Annotated in this window: 15 protein-coding genes and 2 pseudogenes; 13 read left to right on the top strand and 4 right to left on the bottom strand. The window is 50.6% G+C overall.

The window, feature by feature from the left end; genetic code table 11:
- Positions 1-411: 411 nt before the first annotated feature.
- Together AC0YNV_RS37125 and AC0YNV_RS37120 are read right to left on the bottom strand one after the other, a co-directional pair.
- Positions 412-1,521, bottom strand: coding sequence for a hypothetical protein (locus AC0YNV_RS37125; protein ID WP_475772571.1), 1,110 nt, complete (start codon positions 1,519-1,521; stop codon positions 412-414).
- A gap of 517 nt (positions 1,522-2,038) precedes the next feature.
- Positions 2,039-2,982 (bottom strand): annotated as a pseudogene (locus AC0YNV_RS37120) (oxidoreductase).
- 1,214 nt (positions 2,983-4,196) lie between these two features.
- Here AC0YNV_RS37120 and AC0YNV_RS37115 point away from each other — a divergent pair.
- The 5 genes from AC0YNV_RS37115 (at position 4,197) to AC0YNV_RS37095 (ending at position 11,587) form a co-directional block, all read left to right on the top strand.
- Positions 4,197-5,096, top strand: a complete 900-nt coding sequence (locus tag AC0YNV_RS37115) for an AraC family transcriptional regulator (RefSeq protein ID WP_475772570.1) — start codon at positions 4,197-4,199, stop codon at positions 5,094-5,096.
- A 986-nt stretch (positions 5,097-6,082) separates the two neighbouring features.
- On the top strand, positions 6,083-7,006 hold the full coding sequence (locus AC0YNV_RS37110; protein WP_475772573.1) for an ABC transporter permease: 924 nt from the start codon (positions 6,083-6,085) through the stop codon (positions 7,004-7,006).
- Between the two features lie 15 nt (positions 7,007-7,021).
- Positions 7,022-7,885, top strand: coding sequence for a carbohydrate ABC transporter permease (locus tag AC0YNV_RS37105; protein ID WP_475772569.1), 864 nt, complete (start codon positions 7,022-7,024; stop codon positions 7,883-7,885).
- 16 nt (positions 7,886-7,901) lie between these two features.
- Positions 7,902-9,404 carry an extracellular solute-binding protein gene (locus AC0YNV_RS37100; RefSeq protein ID WP_475772568.1) on the top strand — a complete coding sequence of 501 codons (1,503 nt, stop codon included), beginning with the start codon at positions 7,902-7,904 and terminating at the stop codon, positions 9,402-9,404.
- Positions 9,405-9,439: 35 nt separating this feature from the next.
- Positions 9,440-11,587, top strand: coding sequence for a glycoside hydrolase family 88/105 protein (locus AC0YNV_RS37095; RefSeq protein WP_475772567.1), 2,148 nt, complete (start codon positions 9,440-9,442; stop codon positions 11,585-11,587).
- A gap of 121 nt (positions 11,588-11,708) precedes the next feature.
- Here AC0YNV_RS37095 and AC0YNV_RS37090 read toward each other — a convergent pair.
- Together AC0YNV_RS37090 and AC0YNV_RS37085 are read right to left on the bottom strand one after the other, a co-directional pair.
- Positions 11,709-11,844, bottom strand: a pseudogene (locus AC0YNV_RS37090) (N-acetyltransferase); the annotation flags it as partial.
- 147 nt (positions 11,845-11,991) lie between these two features.
- Complete coding sequence (locus AC0YNV_RS37085) at positions 11,992-12,849, bottom strand: helix-turn-helix domain-containing protein (RefSeq protein ID WP_475772566.1); 858 nt, start codon at positions 12,847-12,849, stop codon at positions 11,992-11,994.
- A gap of 150 nt (positions 12,850-12,999) precedes the next feature.
- Here AC0YNV_RS37085 and AC0YNV_RS37080 point away from each other — a divergent pair, with 150 nt between their 5' ends.
- The 8 genes from AC0YNV_RS37080 to AC0YNV_RS37045 all read left to right on the top strand — a co-directional run bounded on the left by AC0YNV_RS37080 (position 13,000) and on the right by AC0YNV_RS37045 (position 24,754).
- A complete protein-coding gene (locus AC0YNV_RS37080) occupies positions 13,000-14,889 on the top strand; it encodes a beta-L-arabinofuranosidase domain-containing protein (RefSeq protein ID WP_475772565.1) in 1,890 nt (629 codons plus the stop codon).
- A 271-nt stretch (positions 14,890-15,160) separates the two neighbouring features.
- Positions 15,161-16,186, top strand: coding sequence for a dienelactone hydrolase family protein (locus AC0YNV_RS37075; protein ID WP_475772564.1), 1,026 nt, complete (start codon positions 15,161-15,163; stop codon positions 16,184-16,186).
- A 116-nt stretch (positions 16,187-16,302) separates the two neighbouring features.
- The gene (locus AC0YNV_RS37070) at positions 16,303-18,636 is read left to right on the top strand and encodes a helix-turn-helix domain-containing protein (protein WP_475772563.1); all 2,334 of its coding nucleotides are present in this window, start codon (positions 16,303-16,305) and stop codon (positions 18,634-18,636) included.
- A gap of 298 nt (positions 18,637-18,934) precedes the next feature.
- Positions 18,935-19,810 (top strand): ABC transporter permease, encoded by an 876-nt coding sequence (locus AC0YNV_RS37065; RefSeq protein WP_475772572.1) that lies wholly within the window; start codon positions 18,935-18,937, stop codon positions 19,808-19,810.
- A gap of 17 nt (positions 19,811-19,827) precedes the next feature.
- A complete protein-coding gene (locus AC0YNV_RS37060) occupies positions 19,828-20,709 on the top strand; it encodes a carbohydrate ABC transporter permease (RefSeq protein ID WP_475772562.1) in 882 nt (293 codons plus the stop codon).
- Positions 20,710-20,830: 121 nt separating this feature from the next.
- Positions 20,831-22,444 carry an ABC transporter substrate-binding protein gene (locus AC0YNV_RS37055; RefSeq protein WP_475772561.1) on the top strand — a complete coding sequence of 538 codons (1,614 nt, stop codon included), beginning with the start codon at positions 20,831-20,833 and terminating at the stop codon, positions 22,442-22,444.
- Between the two features lie 95 nt (positions 22,445-22,539).
- Positions 22,540-22,743 (top strand): hypothetical protein, encoded by a 204-nt coding sequence (locus AC0YNV_RS37050; RefSeq protein WP_475772560.1) that lies wholly within the window; start codon positions 22,540-22,542, stop codon positions 22,741-22,743.
- A gap of 70 nt (positions 22,744-22,813) precedes the next feature.
- Positions 22,814-24,754 carry an alginate lyase family protein gene (locus AC0YNV_RS37045; RefSeq protein ID WP_475772559.1) on the top strand — a complete coding sequence of 647 codons (1,941 nt, stop codon included), beginning with the start codon at positions 22,814-22,816 and terminating at the stop codon, positions 24,752-24,754.
- Positions 24,755-24,828: the final 74 nt, after the last annotated feature.

Here is a 24,828-nt window from a genome sequence, read left to right as displayed (position 1 = left end):
TTGTCCAGGTCTATGAATTGGTCACCCGAACGACCTTCATACATGTCTAACAAGGGTGAAATCCTGCGAATAAGCGAGCATTCGTGAGAAAACTTAATCGTACCGAGGGAGCGCAATGACGCCAGGCTGTCTGCACAATTGGTGGCCTGTTAAACTAACAGGTACGTTAGTGTCATGACGCTGGCTGACGGTCTGCTCAACTCCCTCGGTACGATTTAATTTTCTCACCCTGACTCATGAATTCGCAGGATTTCATCCTCGGCTAGGCTAAGAGGAAGAAGACATTGGGGGAGCAGGCCGCACAGGGGATAGTTTCATGCAACAAATGGAAGGCTACCCCGCCAGTGATAATCTACCGGCGGGGTAGCCTTCAGTAGTCGTTCATAAATGTGGAGCAGCCGAATCGGTCGTTTACTGCAATTTGGCTACACTGACCGCCACCTTCTCGATCTGCGCGCTGTTCAGCGCATGATCCGGCGAGCTGATCGTGATGGTCCGGTCGTCCAGCTTGAAGCTCAGCATCGCGGTGTCTCCTGGCGTGTACCATTTGGCCTTGGTGCCGTTGGACAGCGAAACCGCCTTGCTCTCATAACCGTCCGAGTAATCCCGCGGCGAGACGTTGACGATCATATGGCTGAACACCAAGTTGATGCCGTCATCGGTAGCAGCCGCATTTAGGTATGCGTCGCCTTTGACGATTTGCGTCGGTGCATACGCCGTTTCAAAAGACTGAAATTTTACGAATTCTTTCTTGATCGCACCGACCTGTGGGGCACTGTACGTCACGTCGGACAGCTCACCGTTTGCCACCGGAGCCGATCCAATCAGGGTCTTGGTTACACTGACCGCCACCTTCTCGATCTGCGCGCTGTTCAGCGCATGATCCGGCGAGCTGATCGTGATGGTCCGGTCGTCCAGCTTGAAGCTCAGCATCGCGGTGTCTCCTGGCGTGTACCATTTGGCCTTGGTGCCGTTGGACAGCGAAACCGCCTTGCTCTCATAACCGTCCGAGTAATCCCGCGGCGAGACGTTGACGATCATATGGCTGAACACCAAGTTGACGCCGTCATCGGTAGCAGCTGCATTTAGGTATGCGTCGCCTTTGACGATTTGCGTCGGTGCATACGCCGTTTCAAAAGACTGAAATTTTGCGAATTCTTTCTTGATCGCATCGACCTGTGCGGCACTGTACGTCAAGTCGGACAGCTCACCGTTCGCCACTGGCACCGATCCGATGAGAATCTGATGGTTCTTGCCGTCGTACGCGATCGGAACATGGAGCGCACCTGCAATCGACCGGACCGGCAGGTAAGTAGTGTCCCGATACGTGATCGGCGTCAATTTGCTGCCGTTGCCGTCCATCGGCGTAAACGCCGATCCGTTTACAGTGATGCCAACGTCATGGTTCAGGTATGCTGTAATTTTCTGCATATTGGATCCCGCATATACGCCCGCAGCGCCCGATACCGTCATACCCAGCACCATCAAAGATACGACTGATTTTTTTACATTTTTTTTCATTTGTTATCCGCCCTTCAGCATTGGATTCGATCTCCATGAACATAGTATAGAAGCACTTAATATCCAAAACATATCGGCTGTATATCGAACTTGTAAACATTGCTTGTCCGAACACGCCGAGTCCGTAAATATTCACAAGATAAGGAGTGGCGAGGCACTGGTTATTGTCGACTATCACCCTGCCTAACCCACAAAACCGAAGGGCAATCATTTAACCTGATGAATACCGCAAACGTTTGGTCCGTAACACGAAGCGAGCCTTAGAGATAATGTGATGTATCGTCCTTGTAAGGAACCCTGTATCGTTTGTCTAATTGAAAGGTGCGTCATGTAGTATTTTTTGAAATGTCGCGCACAGCCTCAAAGTGACTACGCTAACGGGTACGATAGTGAAGGAGCTTGCCGAGGCGATTGCTCTCTTTTTTCATTGATATCATGGGGAGGCTATGCTTACAAAAGAAAAAGGAGCCACGACTCAAAGTTCGCTAGCTCCTTTTTCTCATGATCTGTTATAAGCTTATAATTCTTGCACTGTGGGAAACCAGCCTGGATCACTTAAAATTAGCTGCCACATTCCGTCAGGGATGACCAATTTATGTTGATCTTTTAATGAAAGAGTTGTTCGTATTCCATCTTGGTTTCCTTCTGAAGTCAACTTCCCCGACGTGGTACTGCTTTATAATTTTTCAAAGAAATATGCAAGTAGTCCAACCCTCCCGACGCAAGGGCATCTACGAATGGGAGTGTTTCAGCCATTGTTATTCCTGGTGTTTCCGGCTCTTCGGGTGATAACCGATATCCGATGATAAAGGGGGTCTTTGCGTGCACGGCTGCAACCCGTTTCACCTCATTCACAATCTCCAAAGCGAACGTCATCCGTTTCTCGAGTGTCCCACCGAAACGGTCACTGCGTCTATTTGTAAATGGCGAAAAAAACTGATGAAGAAGATTGCCGTTCGCGCCATGAATTTCAACATCATCAAACCCTGCCTCGACGGCGCGTCTTGCCGCTTGACCATAGGCATGAATAAGCTCTTCAACTTCATTTTCTGTCAATTCACGTGGTACAATGGAACCCTTTGTCTGTTCCGGTACAGCGCTGGCGCTCACAAGATCTCCAGTTAACGACGCTTGGCGGCCAGAATGGAAGATCTGTAAAATCGCTTTAGCTCCTTGCTCTTGTATAGCTAACGCAAGCTTACGAAGTCCAGGAATCACTGCGTCGCGGTCAGCGGCAGGCGCGCCAGGAATACCACCGTTTGGTGCAACCCAAGTGGCTGCCGTGATGACCATGCTAACACCTTGTGCACGACGAGCGTAGTATTCAATTTCCTGGTCGGTAATGGAACCATTGACATGGGAAGATAAGTGCGTCATGGGAGCCATAATCATTCGATTTTTTAATTGGATCTGATTCGGCAGGTTAAGCGGTTGAAACAAAAGTTGATATCGTTCGTTCATTAGGAAACATCTCCTTCGATAGAGTCGTTAGCTGATAGTAGGAATTATAGTTAAGAGACTTTCATTATGTAAGAACGCAAAATCTTTGGACCTAGCCTATTTGAATTGACTAACTAACATTTATATAGTTACTATGACAAGAAATATCCATGCGCCAGTCCAGCTATACCAGCTCCCTCTGGTATTTAGGATCTCAGGCATACTCGCTAGTTCATAAGATTACGATCTTGAGCCCATCCATCTCACTCGTTGCCTCGTTATATTGCGACAGCGCGGGGATCAGAACTTGCATTACCGAGATGGCCTAGAAAGGTTCGGAGAGTTCTACTAACGGAGTCTCGGAGCGGTTATTTCTACATCATGGACACATTCATCGAATCATGCGACAATAAAAATGTTTTTTAATAATGTTCAGTGGGGGAAGGTATTGACTAGACAGTGGTTGAAGCGGCCAATTATTTCATATTTGCCCGTGTTCATTTTGCTTACATTTGTTCTATTGACGGTGATGTTTCTATCGATTGCGCAATTATCAAAGAATGCTGTGGTGAGCGCTAATGGCGTATCATGGACGAAAAGAGATCATTATTTATCTGCCGCAAAATATTGGTTCACGATAATGATCCCTTCGATGTTGCGATGATCCTCTGACAAAATCACATCGAAAACAAATGTATGATAAAGCAAGGAGACCCCGTCGAAGGTGACACATTTCGGGTTGTGTATCTGGGATAATCGTCATTTCTAAATTTGCTCAATCCACAAGCTGCTTACCGTCTCATCCTTTTGGCCGAGCGTCAGCAGTGCGGATACTTCTCGGTTAATTCCTTGTACGACGTGCAATGCTCCGTTATTAAATCATCCAAAGGCAAAAGCCGTTCGTGTTACATGGAAGACCCCTTCATCCGTCGCAGAAGGAAAATCCGTTTCCCCAGGGTCTGCTGCAAGAACTACCCGTTTTTCCCGATTATTCACACGGATGATAAGATACAGCCGAGCAGATCGATGAGTTAAGGCTGGCGTTCAAGACAGCTTCAACCGCCATTCCGGCAGCGGAGCCATTGGACTGGATATACAACAGCTGTCCGGCGAGCTGGAAGGTAGAGGCAGGCAGCGCGGAATACGAATGGACGGGCGGCAAGCTGCCGCTGAAAGAAAAGGACAACCACTGGTGGTTGTAACTAATAGACTTGCTGGTTAAAGGGGACGCTGACATGGGCACTTATGATATGAAGGATCTTATTGACTGGCAGTACCGGAATGCGGTGCCGAACGTGACATCCACCTTTCATTCGCACAGCACCTACGAGGTTTTTTATTTCCACCATGGGCAGGCCCGTTTTATTGTTGGGGAGCATAGCTACGAGCTGCAGCCGGGAGACCTTATTCTGATGCAGGGTTCAACGCTTCATCGACCGAAAATCAACCAGCAGGTTCCTTATGTCCGGACCATTCTTCATTTCGAACCGCATCTTATCCGCTCAATCGATCCGGGACGATGTATGTTCAATGCCAAAGCCGGCGCGAAAGCTTCCGAACGCGATGATGCCGATCGCTTTCCGGAAGTGCTTCGTCCCTTCTCCGAACTGAATAACCTCCGGCTACAGCTCAATCCCGCCCAGCAGACTGAGATCGAGCGTATGTTTGCAGGCATGCATCAATGTTACGAGCGCGATGATTTTGTAGGCCGCAACCGTTTCTTGCTTGGCATGGATGATCTGTTGTACTGGATTTACGATTTGTGCCAGCAGCAAATGCTGAAGGGCAAAACAGGCTCGGAGCGGGAACGGCATGTGCAAAATATTATCGCGTTCATTGAACGCTTCTACATGGATGAGATTACACTTGATCGTCTGCAAAACGAGCTTCATTTGAATAAATTTTATCTGAGCAAAGTATTTAAGGATTTGACCGGAACTACGATTTTCAAATTTTTATATAATCGCCGCGTAAACCAGGCTAAAGTGCTGTTTCAGGTTGAAGGCTTATCCGTGACGGATGTTGGGTTCAGCGTCGGATTTAAGCACGCTTCCCATTTCACGAAGGTATTCAAGGATGTTGCCGGCACGACGCCGGAGCATTACCGGAAGCAAGCGAAATGGCTCGAAAGATAAATGCCGGCGGTTGTTGGACGCTTCATCCTCAATAGGATGGGGCGTTTTTTTTGTTTTACACAGACTGCTGTAGAAAGAAAATAAAGTAGTAGACTGGATAGGTTGGTCCCATGCGGCTTATTGAATTATAAAACCGTCAGATCTCGTAAAATAAGCATTAGACTGGTCCCAACTATGAAAAAAGCGACAGCCGTGGACGAGAAAATAAAGTCCTAGACGACCGCTGTTTTATTGAGCTAACGTTCTCAGAGGAAGCATAACTAACCAATCTGTTGAACATTCAAGACTTTTTCCAAAATTTCAAAGAAAAAACCGCTACAGCCTAAGCTGAAGCGGTTAACCTACTTTATGCATGAAGGCTTCTTACCTATTACCTTTCCACTAGGTTTATCTACAGGCATGCCAGAGAAGCATTATTCTTCATCTTCAGATTGATAGAGCTCGTTAAACAAGATCTAAGATACCAAGACACGTTATGAATCGCGGTTGGAAGCAATGGTGACTGAATCAGCATAAGTGCCGCGCATGTTGTTATTCCTTGTTCCGACTCTCCACGACCCCATCGGGGTTCTCCATTTTAGACGTATTTGGGGAGAGAATAGTTACAGTAACCAGCCAGTTAGCTTAATGAAGCAACGTCAGTCAAATACTTTATTTTCCAAGTCTACAACTTTATTTTCTCAGTCTAGCACTTAATTTTTCTAGTCTAAGACTTTATTTTCTTCTGACAACTGCATATTCATGCCAAAGAGAATGAAATGACTGGCCCGAATTAACAAATGCGAGCGAAGCGGTTCCGCTGCTCCCTAGTTAAAATATACTCTAGGGTAGATTTGAGAAGCGGAAGGAGCGTTTCAAATAAGTCGTATTGTAAGCGATTAATCGTAAGTCGAACGTTATGGCAAGACGGAGCGTTTGCAGACCGTCGGTATTCATTAAAGGGGTGAGCGTCTATTAACACGATAAATACGGCTTCCAAGATCCGAATTCAGCCGGAGGCAAGACAACGATCGCTGTGGACACGTGTCTGGAAGGAGCGTTGGTTATACGTTCTTTTGCTGCCTGGTCTTATCTATTTCATTGTTTTCAAATATTGGCCGATGTGGGGCGTGTTTATGTCCTTTCAAAGGTATCGTCCCCATCAAGGATTTTGGCACAGCGAATGGGTTGGATTCGAGCATTTCATTCGTTTTTTTAATGAGACGCAATTTTGGATGCTATTTCGCAATACGCTGCTGTTAGCCATGCTGGATTTGATAGTGTTTTTCCCTACCACGATAATCTTGGCGCTGCTGCTAAATGAAATCAGGATGGAGGCATTCAAGCGGGTCGTCCAGACGCTGGTCTATATACCACACTTTTTGTCTTGGGTCGTCATCGTGGGGATCAGCTATATTCTATTGACGAATGAAGGCGGCATCGTAAACGAACTCATTGCTCGGCTGGGGGGAGAACCGGTTGCCTTCCTGTTCAGCTCGGATTGGTTCAGGCCGCTCATCCTGCTGCAGTCGATCTGGAAAGACGCGGGATGGGGCACTATTATTTTTCTAGCTGCCTTGGCTGGCGTAAATACGCAGCTTTACGAGGCGGCCAGAATGGACGGAGCGAGTCGAATGCAGCTTCTCTGGCATATTACGCTGCCATCGATCCGCAGTGTCATAGTCATCTTGCTCATTCTTAGATTAGGCAGCATTCTCGATGTCGGCTTCGAGCATATCTTTCTGATGGTCAACGCGATGAACCGCGAAGTCGGCGAAGTACTGGACACTTACGTGTACCGCGTGGGCATTCAGCAAGCGCAATTCAGCTACAGCGCCGCGGTCGGTTTATTTAAATCAGTCATTGGCCTGATTCTGGTAGTTGGCGCTAATCAATTGGCCAAGAAGTTCGGGGAAGAGGGCATTTACTGAGAATGGAGGCAAGGCATGGTTCAAGATAAATCGGTCTTAAGTCGTCTCTTCGACGTATTGAATTATTTGTTTTTGTTTATAGTTGCAGCTGTAACGATACTGCCTTTCCTTTATGTCATCGTTTCTTCAGTTTCGACGATGGACGGATTGGTTCCGCGAAGCTTCACATTTGATGCCTATCAATATATTTTTTCCACCGGTACGTTCCTTAACAGCTTGAAAGTTTCGGTATATGTAACGGTCATCGGGACGTTTGTCAGCTTGTTGTTTACCGCTATATCGGCGTATGCGCTGTCGCATAAGCATTTGCCAGGCCGAAAAGGATTCATGCTGCTTATTTTGTTCACGATGTTTTTTGGCGGGGGGATGATTCCAACCTATTTCGTGGTCAAATGGGTAGGTTTACTGGACAGCATGTGGTCGTTAATCGTTCCGGGCATGATCAGCGCTTATAACCTGATCGTGCTGAAAAGCTTCTTTCAGCAGCTGCCGGAGGAACTGAAGGAATCGGCGAGAATAGACGGCTGTCACGAGCTGAAAATTTTCGCAAGGATCGTACTTCCATTATCGTTGCCACCACTTGCCGCATTTGGTTTGTTCTACGCCGTCGGTTTATGGAACCAATATTTCAACGCAATTCTTTATATTAGCGATCCCAATAAATGGCCCATTCAAGTGCTGCTGCGGCAAATCGTCGTGCTTGCATCGGGAGGCTTCGGAGATTCCGCACAAGCCGGCAGCTCGGATAGCGTCGCTTTCTACGGCGAATCTGTGAAAATGGCCGTCGTCGTTGTGGCTACCGTGCCGATCCTTTTGGTTTATCCATTCCTGCAAAAGCATTTCGCGAAAGGCGTTCTGCTCGGTTCGATGAAAGAATAATAAGGGGGAAATGACAATGAAACAGAGAAAAAGCTGGACTATTTCTTCGAAAATATTGACGGCTGCTATGATTTGTTCAATAACGATGGCGGGCTGCTCGGGCAGCGGCAACGGGAATGCAGGCAATGAAGGAGCGGAAGGCCCGCTCACGCTTACGATGACCTACAACTTTGACGGCAAGGAATTTCCGGCTCCTGACAATGAAGTGCTGCAAAAGATAGAGCAATATACGAATACGAAACTGGACATTCAATCGTATCCGACCTCCACTTATTACGAGAAGCTGCCGGTGACGGTGGCGTCGGGCGATATGCCGAAAGCGATTGTCGGGTTGCCCAAAAGCTCCTTTTTGGTAGAAGCCGCGCAGGATGATGTCTTCTGGGAAATCGGACCTTATATGAAGGACTATCCTCATTTATCATCGCTCAGCCAAATCTTTTACGATAACATATCGATCGAAGGGAAGTTGTACAGCCTCCCAAGGGTACGTCCGCTATCGCGCGAAATGTTCATTTTCCGGAAAGACTGGCTCGACAAGCTGGGACTGAAAGAACCGAAAACGTTCGACGAGCTGTACACTGTCCTAAAAGCATTTACGAATGATGACCCGGATGGAAACGGCAAAAAGGATACGTACGGACTGACTGTTAGCTTTGCGCCTCCGCTTTTCGCCGTTCCATTCGGAGCCCCTAACAACTGGAAGGTGGAAGACGGTAAGTTCATAAAGGACGTACTGACGGATGAATATTTTGAAGCGCTGCTGTTTGCGAGAAAGCTGTATGAAGAAGGTTTAATCAACAAAGATTTTCTTGTCGCAGACCGTCCGAAATACGAAGGCGAGTTCGAATTCGGCAAAGCAGGCATGATTATCAATACATCCAACGCGGTAACGGCTTATGAGGAAAGAGTCAAGAAGCAAGACGTAAATGCCGCGATCGATATTTTCAGTCTGTTGGAGGGACCGGATGGCAATACGCGGCGGGCCGCTGGAACGGGCTCGAACGGCATGTTTTTATTTCCAAAAAACAGCGTGAAGAATGAGGCGGAATTAAAGCAAATCCTCGGATTTTTCGAAAAGATGGCGGATGAAGAGATGTCTACGCTGCTGCAGTGGGGGATAAAGGACAAGCATTATAAAGAAGAGAACGGTCAGGCAATAAGAATCGATCAGGAGCTTTATGATAACGAGATCGGGTTTCCTTACCAAAAAACGTTGGCCATTGTTCCAGCGGACCGCAATTCCATAAAAGGAAAATTAACGCCGCTGGAGCAAAAAATCGCTGCCTTGGAAATCGAAAATGAAAAGTATGCAATTGCCGATCCGACGATGAGCTTGATGTCTGAGACGGATATTAAGCTGGGCTCGCAAATCGCCGTGCTCTTAAGCGATGCCAATGTTAAGTTTGTCATGGGAGAAATCGACGAAGCCGCGTGGAGAAAAGAGGTTGAGAAATGGCGTAAAGCCGGCGGAGATCAAATCGCTGGCGAGTATACGGAACAGTATGCTGAAGTGAAGTAGATTTGATGATATAGGAAGGAAAGGAGTCATTTATCATGACATTACTACAGCAAATAGACAGTATTAACGAGAAGTCGAGCTCGGATATCGTGGCCGCCCTGCATGCCCTATCCAACCGCTACGTGGCCGATAATCCGGTACAGCCTTATGTATACCGGGCATTTAACCGGGAGGGCATTGGGCGCACGAACGATTTTCGTTACCTCTTCGAATTGGACGAGAGATTTCCCGAAGCTCGCGCTGGGCAGATTAGTTACGCATGGGGCAAGGTGTGGAGCGAAGCGCAGGATGCCGAAATGAATTGGTCGGTGTCTGCTCATGGTCCGCTCGAGGTGTTCGTTAACGGCCGTAGCCAATTTCGCTCGCTGCCGCATGAGGAACGGAAGGGACGCACGAATGGCTGCCGGGCTCTGCTCGATAAAGGGTGGAACGACGTCGTCCTGAAATTCACAAAAACCCGCGCCGGCTTTGGCGGCCTCTTCGGCACCTCGAACACGAAATGGGTCATCTATAATTCGATCGTGGCCTCGCAGGAGCGGGAGGGTCAAGAAGGCTGGTTATATAGCGAGCCGACGGAATATCCTGTGGAGCAGCTGCCGACAGCCGGACATTCCGAATTCGGGGGTTCGCTTCAATGGCATCCGCGTTTAAATTGGAGTCCGGAGAAGCAGGCCGCCGCGCCTTTCGAACGGCTATTTGGTGAAGATGCGGGCCGCACAGCATTTGCATGGACGCAATTGTATTGCTCGTATGCGGGCGCAGGCGATTACCGGATAAAAGGCCGCAGTAAGGGCAGCCTGGCGTTATTTGTGGACGGTGAAGAGGTATACCGCTCGGGGCAGCCTGGAGATTTTGATATTCCCGTGGCTCTATCGTTCGGAACGCATCAGCTGATCATGCGCCAGACGGCAAATCCTTCATGGGGAGCCAATGTTGCGGTATGGGGCGGAGACGAGGTTTTGCCGTTCACACCCCCTGTCAAGGTGAAGGGCTGCGCCTGTGAATGGCTTTACTTGGGGCCGTTCGCTGAGGAATACGTCCCGTCGGTCGAGGCGCTTGGCGATCTGTACCGGATCCATGAAGATGGAGAGCAAGGAACGTACTGGCGTCTCGATGCGCCGGGTACCTGGGTCCGCCCTTATATCGAAGCGCCGCTCTTCGGCAAATGGAATTATCCGGTCGGTGTAACGATCTACGGCTTAGTGGAAGCGGGAAGAAAGCTGAGTCGGCCGGATCTGACCGATTATGCTGCCGCGCATGTGGGGCAAAGCGCAGCCTGGTATGCGTATACGAAGTGGGATTATATGCAGTACGGCGCTGCGGGAATCAATCAACCGATCGCGCATATCGACAGCCTCGACGATTGCGGCTCCTTCGGCTCGACGATGCTGGAGGTGTACCGGGAATATCGGCAGCTTCCGGGCGCAGAAGCTCTGGCCCATGAAATCGGGGCGTATATGGCGGAAGTTCAGGAAAGATTGCCTAACAGCGCCTTCTACCGCGGGCATACGATGTGGGCAGATGACCTCTACATGTGCGTGCCGTTTCTGTGCCGGTACTATCAGCTGACGGGAGACGAACGGCATGTAGACGATGCGGCGCGCCAGTTTTTGCAGTATAAGCATTATTTGTACATACCAGAGGAAAATGTAATGTCGCATGTATACGACTTTCAGAACGATATGGCAACGGGTGTGCCTTGGGGAAGAGGAAACGGTTGGGTGCTGTTCTCCCTTGCGGAGCTTCTGGCGGTTCTGCCTGAGCAGCACGCGAACCGGGATGAATTACTAGAGATGTTTCGGACGCTGTGCGCCGGTTATTTGGTCCATCAAAGCCCGGAAGGGCTGTGGCGGCAGGTCATAAACGAGCCGGATGCTTACCTGGAAACCTCCTGCACGGCCATGTTCATCTATGCGTATTCCCGGGGCATTCGTGACGGCTGGCTGACGGACCCGTCCTCTTATGCAAACAGCGCTGTCCGGGCTTGGGAAGGCTTGACCCGCCACAGCATCGATGCGAAGGGCAATTTGCACGGGGTGTGCAGAGGTTCGGGCTATTCCTTCTCCAGCCACTATTATAAGTACGATTTGCACACGCTCCTGAACGATACGCATGGAATCGGGATCGTTATGCTGGCGGGTGTTGAAATGTTAAGATTGACCGACTGGCTGCAAAAGCAATAGTACCTTTCCATATAGTGAAGGCTCAAAAAGAAGAACCAGTCGAAACACGAGAATAAAGTGCTAGACTGGTTCTCTATTATTGCGCTATCATTCCCCTTAAATGGACGCACAAAAGATGAACTCATAATTCCTTTGTCATAAATACACTGTTTGGGTCCTCAATGTAATCCGAAAACGGCTTACAATATTGAAACCCAAAACTTGCATATAGTCTCTTTGCTGATTCAAAAACCATCCATTGGCCCCGTTTCCAAACTTCGCTTTGGACAAGCTGTGGGTGGAGGGTCGTCAGGTGGACATCGTACACCATACACGGAAAACATTCGATGGATGGCTGCAGGAAATTCGTCATGGTGACGGGTGGCAGGAATCGGTCTGTCCGTTGCCATGGGGTATCTATCAACTTAATAGAATCGTTTGCTGTACTCCGAGGGCGGCATGCCAAATGTCTTTTTAAAAACCTTGCTGAAGTAAAAAGGATTCTGAAAACCAAGTTCATTACTAATTTCCGCGATTTGCATATCTCCTCTCCGCATTAACTCTATAGCACGGTTCATTCTCAGTTTCGTATGGGCACCTATGATCGTTTGTCCCGTTTCGTTTCGAAAAGCCGTGGACATATAACTGTAATTTAAATGCAGCAATTTAATGAGCGCTGCCGCATCGAACGGACGATTTGCCTGCTGGGCCAATAATGGCAAAACGCGCTGAGAGACAGAGGAATTACGCTTAATGGCCGGCAGATTCGAGCTAGCCTGATTCAACCGGAGAAACAAGGCATACGCTTCAAGGCTGATCCAGGTCATAGCATTCGGTCGTTGAATACGAAATTCGAGAATGATAGTATCCAGCGTCTGTTTAAGTGACTGGTGCCCTATTGAGGCGCCGTACTTGGGCATGCGCAAACGATAGGCGTAATGGTCAGGAAAATAGGCATCAAGCCCGGGCATAGGCCCATACTCACCAAGGTTTCTTGTATCGGCTTCGGACGTTTCGAAATGGATCCAGTACCAGCTTGTTCCCGGTGTGTCAATCGCCTTCCCCCAATGATGCAGCCCACTGCGGAGAAAAAGATGCTCGCCTTCGTTGACAATAAACTCCCGACCTTCTTCGATAACCTGCATGCTTCCTTCCGACACATAGAAAAAGACGTCAAAATCCAAAATCCGGTTATGATGGGCGTACTTCCCTGTAACGCGATTGAAGCCGGCGTCTCTTACGAGCGGGAAGCGATTAGCGGCCAAATAAATATCGCTATCCACGTAATATCTCCTTATCGTTATTTTTTTGACTCTCCCTACTGTAGTATACAACCTGAAAAAAATATAGGTAAATCCAAATGGGCGCCATTCCTCGCCTGAACGACGATGATTACAATATGGTTGTAGAACAAATAATGGAGGGCATTCCAAATGAATAATATCGTATTCGAAGAATCACAGCATGGCTGCACAAAGCTGCTACCGGGTCCGCTTGCCAAACGCTTTGAATTGAATGAAAGCTACGTCATGAGTTTGACCAACGACAATTTGCTCCGCAATTTTTACCTGGAATCAGGTTTATGGAGCTACAGTGGAAATGGCGGGACGACGACTGCGTCGACGACAACACTCGAAGGACCCGAGCATTGGCATTGGGGCTGGGAATCCCCGACCTGTGAACTTCGCGGTCATATGATGGGCCACTGGCTGTCGGCGGCAGCGAGAATTTATGCGCAGAAGAGAGAACGGCTCGTCAAAGCAAAGGCGGATACCATCGTTGACGAACTGGCGCGCTGCCAGCAGGAGAATGGTGGTGAATGGCTTGCTGCTTTCCCGGAAAAATTCATGCACCGTGTCTCCGAGGGCAAATGGGTATGGGCGCCTCATTATACGATTCATAAGCTGCTGATGGGACTGCACGAAATGTATGTGCTTGCGGGCAACGAGCTGGCACTGGTCATCCAGAAAGGCATTGCTTCCTGGTTCCATCGTTGGACGGAAACCTTCACTCGGGAACAGATGGACGACCTGCTGGATCTTGAAACAGGGGGCATGCTGGAGTCATGGGCTGATTTATACAGCGTGACCGGCGATCCGAAGCATCTTGAGCTTATCGAGCGCTACGACCGGAGGCGTTTCTTTGATGCGCTGCTTGAAGGTAAGGATGTATTGACTAATAAGCACGCAAATACTCAGATTCCGGAGATTTTAGGCGCAGCCAGGGCGTGGGAAGTGACCGGAAATAGGCGGTACAGGGACATTGTACTGGCTTTCTGGGATCTGGCCGTCGAAAAACGGGGTTATCTATGCACCGGAGCTGGCGATAACGCGGAGCTGTGGATGCCACCGGGAGGTATGAGCTTCCGGTTGGGCGTGGGGCAGGAGCATTGCTGCAACTATAATATGATGCGTCTTTCGCAATTTTTGCTTCGCTGGACCGGCAACGCGAAGTATGCGGACTACTGGGAGAGAAGGTTTTACAACGGCGTACTTGCGCATCAGCATGGAGAGACCGGAATGGTCTCTTATTTTCTGGGAGTAGCGGCCGGCAGCCGTAAAAATTGGGGCTCCAAAACTCAGCATTTCTGGTGCTGTCATGGAACGCTGATTCAGGCTAACGCGGCTTACGACCAGCAGGTTTTGCTCACGTATGACGGAGGCGTTGCGATAAGTCAATGGATTCCTTCCGAATCCGAAGCTTTCGTCAATCATGCCAAGATCGGGATTCGGCTGACCCAGGACAGCCAATCCGGTGTCTTTCCACTAAACAATTGGTCGGTAGAAGGAATGAAGGCCATCACCGACGTTCATGTGGCCCCGGTACCGGAATTCCGGCCGAATCTCTTTTGTTACGAGCTGCACATTACCCTGCCAGCATCTCCCCAGGTATTCGGGTTAAAGTTGCGGCTTCCCTGGTGGCTGGAAGGAGAGCCGCACATCGAGGTAAACGGCGTAGCTGAGTGTGTTTCAGGCAAGCCGTCCACCTTCTGCGAAATTCGCCGGGAATGGCGAGACGGCGATAGAGTACGAATCATATTTGCGAAGAAACTGACAGTTGAGGCTCTTCCCGGAGAAAAGGGTACCTATGCCTTCATGGACGGCCCGATCGTTCTCGCCGGCCTTGTGGACGAAGAACGATTGCTGATAGGCGATGCAGACGAGCCTTCAACGCTGCTGGTGCCGGACAGGGAGAGACACCACGGTTGGTGGAATACTGGGACTTATCGTACGGCCGGCCAGCATAGAGGCATTCGCTTTATGCCGCTGTATGAAGTGACGGACGAGACGTATTCTGTTTACTTTCCCATACAAAACGAGTAAACGGCGCCATTTTCAACTGCGAGTATGTGGGTCCAGGCTTCCGAACGGGAAGCAACGCACGACTTGTTTACAAAGGGCAGGAGATGAGGGGGAAGTGGGCCTGGAGACGATTTATCTTAAAAAAACTCACATCGAACTCGAAAAACTGCATTCTAAACCGCAACTCGATCTGGTAACCTGAATGATTATGATGAGTTGATATCCGAACATCAATGGAAGTAAAATCGACGCGACTGTGTGTGACAGACTATGAATTCAGAGAGGAGAGCATATGTGGAAAGCGGACGGATTATTGGACACGCTGTACGAAGAGGCTCTGCGGTCTCATTGCCTTGCTAGAGAGGCTGAAAGCGCAAAAGAGAGGAAAGCGAAACTGCGGGATGCTTTGGGGAGAGCGATTGGCGAGTTTCTGCCTAATCTGCACCATGAGCCGGTTCTTCTTGAACGCGTCCAATGCGAAGGGTATGTAAGGGAGAGGGTGGAGCTTTCGGCGACGCCGGGGCTCAGCTTTCCTGCCTATGTTCTCATTCCCGAAGGCCGGCCGACAAATCTGCCGGGAGTTCTGGCCATGCACGGGCATGGCTACGGCAGCCGTGAAATCGTTGGCCTGCTCCCGGACGGTTCGCCGGACCTCGGCAAGCCGGGCATTCATCAGCATTTTGCCGTTCAGCTTGTGAAGCGCGGCATGATTGTTATAGCCCCGGACGTCGTCGGCTTCGGCGAGCGTCGGCTTGATGCTGATCTAAGAGAGAATCCCGATGCGCCAAGCTCCTGCTACAGGTTGTCGACCCAACTGATGATGCTCGGCAAGACATTGACGGGTCTGCGAGTCGCCGAGGCAGTCAAGGCGCTCGAGTACTTGGCCTCAAGACCGGAAACGGACGCCGAGCGGATCGGAGCAATGGGCTTCTCCGGCGGCGCGCTGATATGCCATGCGGCAGCTGCGTTGGACGAGAGGATCCGGGCCGTCGTACTGACTGGCTTCCCAAATACGTTCAAGCTCAGTATATTCGCCGTTCACCATTGCATCGACAATTATACTCCGGGCCTGCTCGCGCACGCCGAACTGCCCGAGCTGATCGGGCTTATCGCTCCCCGTCCGCTGTTTCTGGAGTCGGGTACGGATGACCCGATCTTTCCAGTGGCTGGCTTCAGGCAGGTGGTCAAGGAATTGGAAGGCATTTATGAGCGGGAAGGAGCGGCAGATCGGCTTCAGACGGATCTGTTTTCAGGAGCGCACGAGATCAGCGGGCGTGTCGCCTACAATTGGTTGAAGCATACGCTCGGCGGCAGGTAGGTGCGGTGAAAGCATTGCAAGACTGATGAACGGGCCGTCGCGCGTTTCCGGCCTGTTTTTTCATAAGGTCTTTTAAGGAAATGGAGGGAACTGTCATCAAAAGGCTGAACAGACTTTTGCGCAACAAACCGATGCTTGTGCGGGTTATATCCTCGTATATAATCGTTGGCCTGTTGGTTACAATGGTGCTGACCTTCGGCATCACGTCCAAAGTGACGAACGATTTGACGCTGGAAGCCAACAAGTCCACACAGAGAGCGATTGAACAGTCCTACAATACGGCGAATATATTAATTTCTTCCGCCTTCGAAAATTTTGGAACCGCTTTCTCGAACGCGGATGTCCAATTCGGCTTTTACAATGAAGATTTCGATACAAACGAACTCGGCAGGATCGGCGCAAAGCTCTATGAACTGAGCCGATCGAACCCATTGGTGCACTCGATCTATTTGCTGAATACTTCAAAGAAGCTTGTTTTTTCCTCGATGTCCACTGTCCGGACGTTTGACGACTTTTACGATCCAAATATCATTTCTCTGCTTGATACGATACGAACTTCACGAGACGGCGTTTTCTTTCCACGCCATATAAAGTATACGATTAATGGGAAATTGTACGATGCGAATCTGATCTCTGTCATATATAAAAGTTTTGTCGGACAAGCGGTAAGCGGAGCAATGGTGCTTAACCTGGACCAGCAGACGCTGCAGACGATGGTCATGAATGGCACCGGGAGCGGATCCTTTCATTCCATGATTTTGAATAAGGTCGGAACAGTCATCTCACATACGGACAGCAGCATGCTGAACGACGACCTCTCCGAAGAAAGTTACGTCCGGCGCATTTGGAACACCAGTCAGCCGAAAGGAACGTTCGAATGGAACAAGGACGGCCGCAAATACCGGGTTACCTATATCAAGTCGGACAGTCTGGGCTGGACTTTCATCGGTATGATCGATTACGAAACACTTCTTGGCAAAGTTAAGGAGATGAAGCAGTTTATTTTGCTGGTAACTGCAGGCATTCTTGTCGTCTTGCTCGGAATCGGAGGCTATTATACGCGAAGAATTTACGGACCGATTCATCGCCTTATCGCAAGTGTCCATAAATCCCCGCACGGAATCGGAAGAAACGAGCGTCCGCTTGCATCTGAGCTTGATCTGCTGGACGGAACATTCGCTTATCTGTCTGAGCGAATAAGCGACTTACAGGCGAACGTCGCCGATTACCAGTCGGCAAAACGCCGGGAGGTCCTTCAGCGGTTGACCGAAGGCATCTGGACGAGCGAGCTGGACATCGTCGGCAAGCTGAAGCAGGTCGGGATCGAGTTCGAGCATACGCTTTTCGCAGCTTGTCTAGTCCGGCTTGATCATTACCGGGATATTCTTGCATCGTACGGCCGAACGGATATCGCCTTGTTCAAATATGCGGTCTCCAATATTGTGACCGAGGTGGCTGCCGGGCATTTCCGGACGGCCGTTTTCGACAGCGGGGATGACGCCGTCGCCGTCATCGTCAATTTTCCGCAGACGGCTGACAAAGGGGAGTTTTTAGAGGCGGTTTTTCGCGAGGCGCAGGCCGGAATCAAGGATTATTTGAAGCTGTCCGTATCCGTAGCTGTCGGCCCCACCGAAGAGGGACTGGCTTCGATCCGGGTTTCGTGGGAAGCCGCTGTCCTCGCATCCCGCTACCGGCTAATCTGCGGAACTGGCAGTCTGATCGACCACGATATCGAGGAGACGAGAATGGCGCTGCAGGATATCGAAACGTCTCACTTGGAGAAGCAGGTGACCGACTGCTTGAAGCTGGGGGACTTGTCGAAAACAAGAGAGGCATTGCAGGAACTTACAGCCTGTATCCACTCCGCTCCGTACGACGAAATAATGCTGACGCTTGCCCAGCTCCTCATCGCAACCGCCCGGACAGCGAGAATGATGGGCGCAATAGACGATGGTGATTCGAACCTCAATATCGGTTTGCTTAGCCAGAGGCTGTATCAGTGGGAGACAATGGAGCAGATCGAAGAGTGGTATATCGCCCTGTGCGAAACGATCATAAACCGCCGCAAGCGGCATTCCGCCCATAAGAACCAGTGGGTCGTCGACAAAATTATCCGGCATATCGAGCAGCATTTCCACGAACCGAACCTGACTGCGGAAGCGCTTGCAGAGGTGGGCGGCCTGTCACTCAATTATATGCGCAAGGTGTTCAAGGATATAGCCGGAGAGTCGATTGCGGCATATTTGGCATCATACCGGTTCGAACACGCGCAGCGGCTGTTGGCGGAAACCGACCTTCCGGCAAACAGGATTGGCGAGCTTGTTGGTTTCGAGAACGCCAATTATTTCTATGTCTCGTTCAAAAAGCGTTATGGCAAAACACCCGACCACTACCGCAAAACGCGCCGATCCAATGCTGCGGAGGCGACGATACCGCCGTTTGAAGCATAAATCAAACAAAGTAGTGGAAATTCACACCCCATTGCCGCTGTATATCGATGTTTTTAATACTATTTCAAACTTTTCACCATGGGATTTCTGAATTACAGTAATCCCATCCGTTGCACAACCGCCTTCCAGGCTGCGCAGCAAATCATCAATGAACAGGAGGTAGATCGGTATGAACGACGCAGGGAAGCCGGTACATCCCAATTACGCCGGCGAACAGGCGGTTGTGCTGCCTGTTGCACACCAGAAGAAGCGCCGCGCTGTCTCGGCATTCTTATATGAGTTGAAGAGCAACAGGTTTATGTATGCACTTGCCCTTCCCGGCATAATCTGGTTTTTCGTTTTCGCTTATTTGCCCATGGGGGGAATCGCCATCGCCTTTCAAGATTTCAAGGCGGTCAAGGGCATTACAGGCAGCGAATTTATCGGCCTGAAAAACTTTCAATTCTTCTTTCATTCGGACGATTGGATCAAAATCGTGACCAACACGCTGTTTCTGAACGTTTTGTTCATCGGATTCGGGACAATTGCGGCGGTCGCAATCGCCATCATGATTACCGAGCTAGGCAGTCGATGGTTTAAGAAAGTGATGCAGTCGGTCATGATCTTTCCGCATTTTCTGTCCTGGACGGTCGTCGCCATGTTCATGACGGCATTCGTAGCTACGGACGGAGGGCTGCTCAACCAGATGCTTGGCATGCTCGGCATCGCTCCAATTCAATTCTTGTCGTCGCCAAAGTACTGGCCCGCCATTCTTGTCCTGCTGCAAATCTGGCACGGGGCTGGCTTTGGATCCATCGTCTATATGGCATCCATTGCCGGTATCAATCCGGAGGTTTACGAATCCGCTTCCATGGACGGGGCCAGCCGCTGGCAGAAAATTCGTTTCATTACACTGCCACTGCTCAAGCCGACCATCATCCTGCTGACGATTCTCGCCGTCGGTGGCATATTTAACGGCGATTTCGGGCTTATCTACGCAATCATCGGCCGCAATCCGGCACTGTATCCGACGACGGACGTCATCGATACGTACGTTTTCCGCGCCTTGATGGATCTGGGCGACATGGGGATGTCCGCCGCGGTCGCCTTTTTACAGTCGTTCGTCGGCTTTATTCTCGTGCTGACCGTCAACTACATCGCCAAAAAAACGGCGCCGGAGTCCGCTATTTTCTAATTGGAAGGAGAGTGCCCATGATCAGGGAAAGCTTCACGGACAAGCTGATCAAAAGTATATTTTATGCGCTGATCGCCTTGTTCTCGATTTACTGTCTCGTCCCATTCGTCGCAGTCGTGACCAGCTCGCTTGCCTCGGAGGCGGAAATTTTGCGCGGTGGCTACACGTTCTTTCCCAGGCAGTTCAGCCTGCAGGCCTATAAGCTGATCTTCCAGGACAATACGATTTACAGAGCCTACGGCGTTACGATATTCGTCACGTTGTGCGGAACAGTCCTGTCGATGCTGTTCACCAGCGCTCTCGCTTATGCCATCTCCGTCAAAAGCGTCAAATATCGTAATGCAATTGCGTTTTATGTTTATTTCACGATGCTGTTCCACGGGGGGCTCGTCGCCTCGTACCTGCTGATATCCAAATATCTGGATATGAAGGATTCCATATGGGTCCTAATCGTCCCGAGCATGCTCAGTGCCTGGAACATGTTCCTTCTGCGGAATTTTTTCGCCACGATTGACGAGTCTTTGGCGGAATCGGCCAAGATCGACGGCGCCAACGACGCGTACATCCTTTTTCGCATCATTCTGCCGGTTTCGCTGCCGGCACTGGCCACGATCGGCTTGTTCTATGCGCTGAGCTACTGGAATAATTGGTTCAATGCGATGCTGTACATCAACGATCCGCATATGTTTCCGCTTCAGTATTTAATCCAGCGGATCATGAACAATCTGGACTACGTCAACCAGTTGGCCTCGGATGTCAATATTCCGAACTTTATACCTCCCGCCGTCACAGTCCGGCTTGCGACAACGATCGTGACGATCGGTCCGATCATTTTTTTGTATCCGTTCCTGCAGAAGTATTTCGTCAAGGGCCTTATGGTAGGAGCCGTTAAAGGCTAAGTCCGCCCAGGCGGTTTAGTATAGATTGCAGAAAAAACTTGGTGTGTGCTTCCGAAGCGAGTTTTTTGCTCGCGATGCAGTGATCCGGGAAGCAACGCAAAAAACTTTTAGGAGGAAAAGAATGAAGGGAAAACGAATGATGGCTGTGCTGATGATGGCAGCGGCGCTACTGGGCACGGCGGCTTGCGGCAATAACGGTGCCGAAAACGGGAATGAGCAACAGTCTGCAACGAACGGACCTGCCGAATCGGATGCACCGAAAGCCGTGACGCTTAAGGGTATGCTATTCGGCGACCAACCGCAGGATATGCAGGCGGTATTGGATGAGTTTGATAAGAGGACGAAGGATTCACTGAATACCAAACTAAACATTCAGTGGAATCCGACTAGTGACCACAAGCAGAAAGTTAAGCTGATGATGGCCGCAGGGGAGGAAACGGACTTTGTCTTCGACGCCGAGTTCATGAATCTGAAGGAGCTGATACCGCAAGGTGCATATGCTGAGCTTGACAAGTATTTCAACAACGATGAATATCCCGGCCTGAAGGCGGCATTTTCCCCGGAATACGTCGAAGCCAATAAGCGGAACGGACATCTGTATACGATCCCATTTACACAGTACTTCTACGACATTCCCGTTGTTTACATCCGTAAGGACCTTCGTGAAAAATACGGATTTCAACAACCAATCGGAAGCTATGAGGAATTACAGAAATTTTACGATTCCGTCCTTGCTCAAGGGCGGGGAGTAACGCCGCTTGCAGTGCAGGGCAACGGAGGATTCCAGGAAATATGGGCCGGCGAAAACAAGGATCTGCCTACGGTGCGCCAGGTACTTATTAACGGCATCCCGTTCATGGTCCATCTGTCGGACGACCTGAAGACGGTGCAGGATATCGTCGTCATGGGCGACCCGGCGTCCGAGTGGGCCAAGCTGCCGGAGCCGTACAATTTGATGAAGACCGCCTTCCCGCAATTCGACAAGTGGGCAGAATGGAGCAAATATCTCGAGAAGGACGTTATCAGCCAGAAGGATAACAAAGCGTACTTTATGTCCGGCAAGGCCGCTTCCTATTACGGTACAATAAGCTCGTTCGCCGCCGACAGGAAAAAGCTGCAGGACACACTTCCGGGGTCCGACCTCGAATTCTTCGTGCTGCGTCAGGGCATTCGCGATATGCAGCCTCACAGCATCAGCACTAACTACAAGGCGAACAATTCGATCGCCATCCCGACTACGTCCAAGAACATCGACAGGACGATGAAATTTTTTGACTGGCTGTTCAGCAGCAAGGACAACCACGATCTGTTCGAATACGGCATTCCCGGCAAGCATTGGGAGGCTGTCGGCGACAATCAGGTCAAGCTGCTCGATGAGTCGAAAAACTATACATTTCCAGGATACGAGTTTACCTGGAACCCGATGATGATCCGATTAAGCAGCGATCTGGACGAAACATCCAAAAAGTATTTCGAATATTCGGCCAAAGCGGATACGTATTATAACGCCATCCTTGGCAGCTTTACCTTTGACAGCAGTAACGTCAAGACAGATTTCGCCAATATGAGTTCGAAGACGGAGTCATTTGTCCAACTGCTAAAGGCAGGGCAGATTAAGGACTGGGAGGCGGAATCGACCAAGCTGAACGGCGAGCTTAAATCACTAAGCTTGGACAAAATCCGCGCCGAGCTGCAGAAGCAGGTACAAACTTATCTCGATAACGGCGGCAAATAGACGATACTCTGCAAAAAACGCCGGTCTCGCGCAGCAAACGCACGAGGCCGGCTGCATGAACAAGCCAAGCAGAAAAAACGATGACGAGGGGCTGAATGATGCCACAGAAGAAATTGCCCACATACAGACGGCATGTTGGCAGCTCAGGCACGAACGTGCCGGAAGGACGCTATACATTCGCGAACGGTTTGTTTGAATGGGCGACGGCGGAAAGAGACCAAGGTATCTACCAAGTAGCAGTCGCATACGACTTCGGCAATTATACGATTACCAAGGTTGTGGAAATTAAAGTGGAATAAAGAGGAGTCGGGGCCGATCGGACCAGGCTTGGCCCCATACCATACAATACCATGACACGGAGGGGATACGATGAACGCCAATACAACGATAGGTAAAATCGCCGCCATTCTAACCGCGGCCTGCCTGCTGCTCGCGCTGCTTCCAGCGGGGGCGGGTCACGCCGCTGGTCCGCAGAAGGCTTTCGCGGATAAGAACTTTCTTCATCCCGGGATGCTTTTTACCAAGTCTGATTTGGAGCAATTAAGGAGCGGCGTCGCCTCCGGCCTATCTTCTGCTCTTGTCGAGTGGAATATGATGCAGTCCAGTCCACTGGCGCAGCTCGGCTTTGTGCCGAAGTTTCCAACGGTCGTTTATCGGAACGCACCGAGCAACGACGGCAATGCCGACCTGCAGAACGCCTCCTCAGCAGCGTTCATTCTGGCTGTGGAATGGGTGGCGACGGGCAACCGCGCTTACGCTGACAAGGCGATTGCCATTCTGGACGGGTGGGCCGAACATTTGACCGCGATTGAGGGCCACGATGCCCAGCTTGCAGCGAGTCTGAATGGCTACAAGTTGCTGAACGCGGCGGAAATTATCCGTTACACGGACGCCGGCTGGCCGCAGGAGCGCATTGACAAGTTTACGTTGATGATGGCGGACGTGTTTTATCCTCTTACCTCTACGTACGGTCAGGTCAACGGGGGATGGGCGAACGGGAACTGGGACGCGGCCGATATCGTCTTCAACCTTTGCTTCGGCATATGGAGCGGCAACGAAGACATCTACAACGAAGCTGTCGAGTATTACAAGAACGGTGAAGGCAACGGGAGCATTATGCACTATATCCAAAACGGTGAGGGCCAGGTGCAGGAGAGCGGCCGCGATCAGGGGCATACTCAGCTCGGTCTTGGACTTCTTGCAATGGCGGCCGAAATCGGCTGGACGCAGCGCCACGCGCAGCCGGGAGGCGGCGATATGTACGCCTACCCCGACAAATCGTACCGACTGCTGAAGGGAGTTGAATATACGGCCAAATACAATCTTGGGGGCGACGTCCCGTATACGCCGATTCCCGGCATCGGCTATACGCTCGAGGATATGGGGAAGGGCTACTCGTGGATACCGGGCCTGAACATTTCCTCGATTTCCAGGGGACGCTTCAGCCCGATTTACCACCAAATCTATAACTTTTACAAAAACGACGCTGGCGTACCCGCATCCATGCTTTCCTATACGGAGCAGGTGATCGCCCGTAACCCGATCGACATGTTTAACTATGATTGGCTGCCGTTCGGCGGCTTGCTGTTCGACAAAGACACAGATCCCAAGCTCGGAGAGTGGGGCACACACGAAACCGTCACACTCCAAAATGTTTATCAGGAGCTTCACGTGTCGGATACAAGCTATGTCACCGCAACGGACGATCTGGTGCCAGTGCGGGTGGGCGCGAATACGTTGGACCCGGCCGCACTATTTGCGATGGAATATATGGGGAAAGCCGAGCAGTTCGCCTTCCGGTCGCTTCAGACCGGCCGCTACCTGACCGTCGGGGCGGACGGGACGTTGACCGCGGACGCCGAGACGGTCGGGCCCGCCGAAACGTTCGCATATATCGACAACGGCAGCAGAGGTAATATCCGGTCGGTACTGACCGGCAAGTACGTCGGCATGGACGCAGTCACGAACGAGCTGAATGCTAACGTCGATGCGGTGACGAACGATTACAGCCGGTGGAACCTGCTGTATCCTGCAGCACCTCCGGTCACGACAGCGGAGCTGTCCGCCCGACCGCGGGGAAGCAGCGATGTCTACAAGCAAGGGGTCAAGCTGAAGCTGACGACAGCTTCCAGGCTCGAGATCAAACAGACGCGCTACAGTTTCGACGGAGGCCAGACGTGGCAGGTATATAGCGAGCCGGTCTCCTTCGTCCGCAACGGAGCGTACACGGTCTGGTACGGCTCGGTTGACGAAGCGGGCGGAGTCGAGCGCGCCAAATCAATTTCCTTCCGCGTCGCCGGCAAGGGCTGAGAACGGTAAAGCAAAATCGGGCATCCCGAGGAACGCTGGACAGCGTGTTCTTTGGGATGCCGCTGTTCAGAACA

This window comes from Paenibacillus sp. JT31N11 (assembly GCF_056269285.1).
Note: the sequence above shows the minus strand (reverse complement) of the source record. Positions and strands in the feature narration are given on the sequence as shown.